The sequence below is a fragment of the Pseudomonas sp. P4_D7 genome (assembly GCF_056401755.1).
The window spans coordinates 1-2,856 of the sequence record NZ_JBFUIR010000125.1 but is presented as its reverse complement, the minus strand read 5'-3'; the positions used below and the strand labels follow the sequence as shown (position 1 = coordinate 2,856).

Annotated in this window: 1 protein-coding gene and 5 tRNA genes; 1 reads left to right on the top strand and 5 read right to left on the bottom strand. The window is 58.4% G+C overall.

Annotated features, from left to right (window positions below; all coding sequences use genetic code 11):
• Positions 1-2: 2 nt before the first annotated feature.
• The 5 genes from AC1DVF_RS28895 to AC1DVF_RS28875 all read right to left on the bottom strand — a co-directional run bounded on the left by AC1DVF_RS28895 (position 3) and on the right by AC1DVF_RS28875 (position 548).
• A tRNA-Glu gene (locus AC1DVF_RS28895) sits at positions 3-78 on the bottom strand.
• A gap of 57 nt (positions 79-135) precedes the next feature.
• A tRNA-Gly gene (locus AC1DVF_RS28890) sits at positions 136-211 on the bottom strand.
• 3 nt (positions 212-214) lie between these two features.
• Positions 215-290: transfer RNA gene (locus AC1DVF_RS28885), tRNA-Glu, on the bottom strand.
• A gap of 104 nt (positions 291-394) precedes the next feature.
• Positions 395-470, bottom strand: a tRNA-Gly gene (locus AC1DVF_RS28880).
• A gap of 2 nt (positions 471-472) precedes the next feature.
• Positions 473-548: transfer RNA gene (locus AC1DVF_RS28875), tRNA-Glu, on the bottom strand.
• Positions 549-931: 383 nt separating this feature from the next.
• Here AC1DVF_RS28875 and AC1DVF_RS28870 point away from each other — a divergent pair.
• Positions 932-1,690, top strand: coding sequence for a hypothetical protein (locus AC1DVF_RS28870; protein WP_176471267.1), 759 nt, complete (start codon positions 932-934; stop codon positions 1,688-1,690).
• Positions 1,691-2,856: the final 1,166 nt, after the last annotated feature.

The following is a 2,856-nucleotide window of genomic DNA, read 5'->3' as shown; positions in this document are numbered from 1 at the left end:
AATGGCGTCCCCTAGGGGACTCGAACCCCTGTTACCGCCGTGAAAGGGCGGTGTCCTAGGCCACTAGACGAAGGGGACACAGGCTACAACTTTCACTAATAAAAACGCCGCTCACTGAGCGGCGTTTTTAGAATTTGGAGCGGGAAACGAGACTCGAACTCGCGACCCCGACCTTGGCAAGGTCGTGCTCTACCAACTGAGCTATTCCCGCAAATGGCGTCCCCTAGGGGACTCGAACCCCTGTTACCGCCGTGAAAGGGCGGTGTCCTAGGCCACTAGACGAAGGGGACACGCTACCCGGAACACATGGTGTGTGTTTCGGTGTCCAGATCCGCATCCGAAGACTTGGCTCTGGTTTCACTCAGCACCGCCCGAAAGCGCTGCTGTTTAAAATTGGAGCGGGAAACGAGACTCGAACTCGCGACCCCGACCTTGGCAAGGTCGTGCTCTACCAACTGAGCTATTCCCGCATTGGCGTCCCCTAGGGGACTCGAACCCCTGTTACCGCCGTGAAAGGGCGGTGTCCTAGGCCACTAGACGAAGGGGACACACTACAACATTCACTCCCTGCCGCGCTTCGCTGTGTGCTTTACGCTGCAAGTGGCGCGCATTCTATGGATGGATTGAGAGGTCGTCAACCCCCTGATATAAATTTATTTAAATCAATGACTTCGACGACCTTTACGGCGGCAATCGGGCTTTTCCGTCGCCCGACGATTGACGCCTATATTCCGCCACTCGCCAAGACGCTATAGTCCACCCACAGTGATGGCAATCTGCACTCGCAGCGCCAGCATTCATATAAGCAGCGTGCGGCCGATACAGATTGAACCTGCCGATCCAACTCGTCGAGCGGCGCTAGGCGACTAAATGCCCAGCCACTACACTCGCATGCGAACCCTATAAAGAGGTCTTACCGGTGACACCACTCATGATCACCCTGCTAGTCGTAGCCGGGATCGCAATTCTGATCGCCATTGGCTACATGAACCATGTGGTGGAGAACAACAAACTGGAGAAGGCCCGCACCAAGGTCGAACTCAACGACCGCCTGCGCCGTTGCGGCGAACTGACCGAAACCTTCCCCGGCCAGTTCATGACCCCGGCGCTCAAGCTGCTGCTGACCCGTCTGGAACTGAACGTCTGCCAGCGCCTGCTGAACCTGGAAAAAACCAGCGCCACCACCAAAGCACGCATCACCGAACTGAGCGCCCTCGTCGCCCAAGGCGAATCGATCCCGGTCAACAACCCACCGGCACCGATCCTGACCGAAGCCAAAGCCAAAGACGTGCGCTTCCTGCTCGAAGCCCTCCACGGCCAGATCACCCGCGCCGCCCACGATGGTTTCCTGCCACCGAACGAAGCCAAGCACTGGATCCGCGAAGTCCGCCACATTCTGGTGCTGCTGCACATCGAATTCTTCAACAACCTCGGCCAACAGTCCCTGCAACAAAACCAGCCCGGCCAGGCCCGCCTCGCCTTCGAACGCGGCGTGCAATACCTGCGCAAACAGCAGGACCCGCAGATGTACGCAGAACAACTGCAATACCTGGAAAAACTCCTGGCCCGCGCGAACGCCCAGGTCATGGACAAGATTGCACCGGTTGAAGGTGAAGAAAACCAACTGACCGCTGGCCTCAAAGATGTCGAGGCCGATGCGGACTGGAAAAAGAAAGTGATTTACGACTGATTGCAGATGCTGGAAGAGAAGCCACCGAAAGGTGGCTTTTTTGTGGGCTCGCGGGAGTGAACCTGATAGAAAACCGGTGAATGTGAGGCCGCTTTCGCGAGCAGGCTCGCTCCCACAAGGGGGCTGAGTACATCTGACAGAGGTTGGTCGGCTATCAGGCCGCCATCGCGAGCAGGCTCACTCTTACATTGGGGCTGAGTACATCTGATAGAAAATTGGTCGGCTATCAGGCCGCCATCGCGAGCAAGCTCGCTCCCACAAGGGGGCTGAGTACATCTGACAGAGGTTGGTCGGCTATCCGGCCGCCATCGCGAGCAGGCTCACTCCTACATTGGGACTGAGTACATCCGATAGAAAATTGGTCGGCTGTCAGGCCGCCTTCGCGAGCAGGCTCGCTCCCACAGGGGGCTGAGTACATCTGACAGAGGTTGGTCGGCTATCCGGCCGCCATCGCGAGCAGGCTCACTCCCACATTGGGACTGAGTACATCCGATAGCGGATTGGTCGGCTATCCGGCCGCCTTCGCGAGCAAGCTCGCTCCCACAAGGGGCGCTGAGTACATCTGACAGAGGTTGGTCGGCTATCCGGCCGCCATCGCGAGCAGGCTCACTCCCACATTGGGACTGAGTACATCCGATAGCGGATTGGTCGGCTATCGGCCGCCTTCGCGAGCAGGCTCACTCCTACATTGGGACTGAGTACATCCGATAGAAAATTGGTCGGCTATCCGGCCGCCATCGCGAGCAGGCTCACTCCTACATTGGGGCTGAGTACATCAGATAGAAAATTGGTCGGCTGTCAGGCCGCCTTCGCGAGCAAACTCGCTCCCACAGAAAAGCAAAAGCAACGCCCACCTCGCAACCGCATCAGCTTCTCACCACTCAACAGGATGAGCGTTAGCCCGGCTGCCGCTCTTGATCTTGATCCACGGGCGACGTCGGAAGGCTGAGTGGAGGGATTGATCCGGGCGTGGGAGCGCAGCGACCGTTTGGCGCAGCCAAACACAGCGAGAGGAGGTGCAGCGAAGCAAACCGTAGGCGCTGCGCCCGGATCGATCCCGGAGCGAAGGAACCCCGAGCCCCAGCGAGCGGGCCGCACGTAGGAGCAAGCGTTTTTGGTTACTTTTTAGGCGTTTGTAAAAAGTGACCCGCCGTAAGGGCGGAACC

Coding starts and splice junctions, on each gene's coding strand:
- AC1DVF_RS28870 (WP_176471267.1), top strand. CDS start 932: ATGATCACCCTGCTAGTCGTAGCCGGGATCGCAATTCTGATCGCCATT.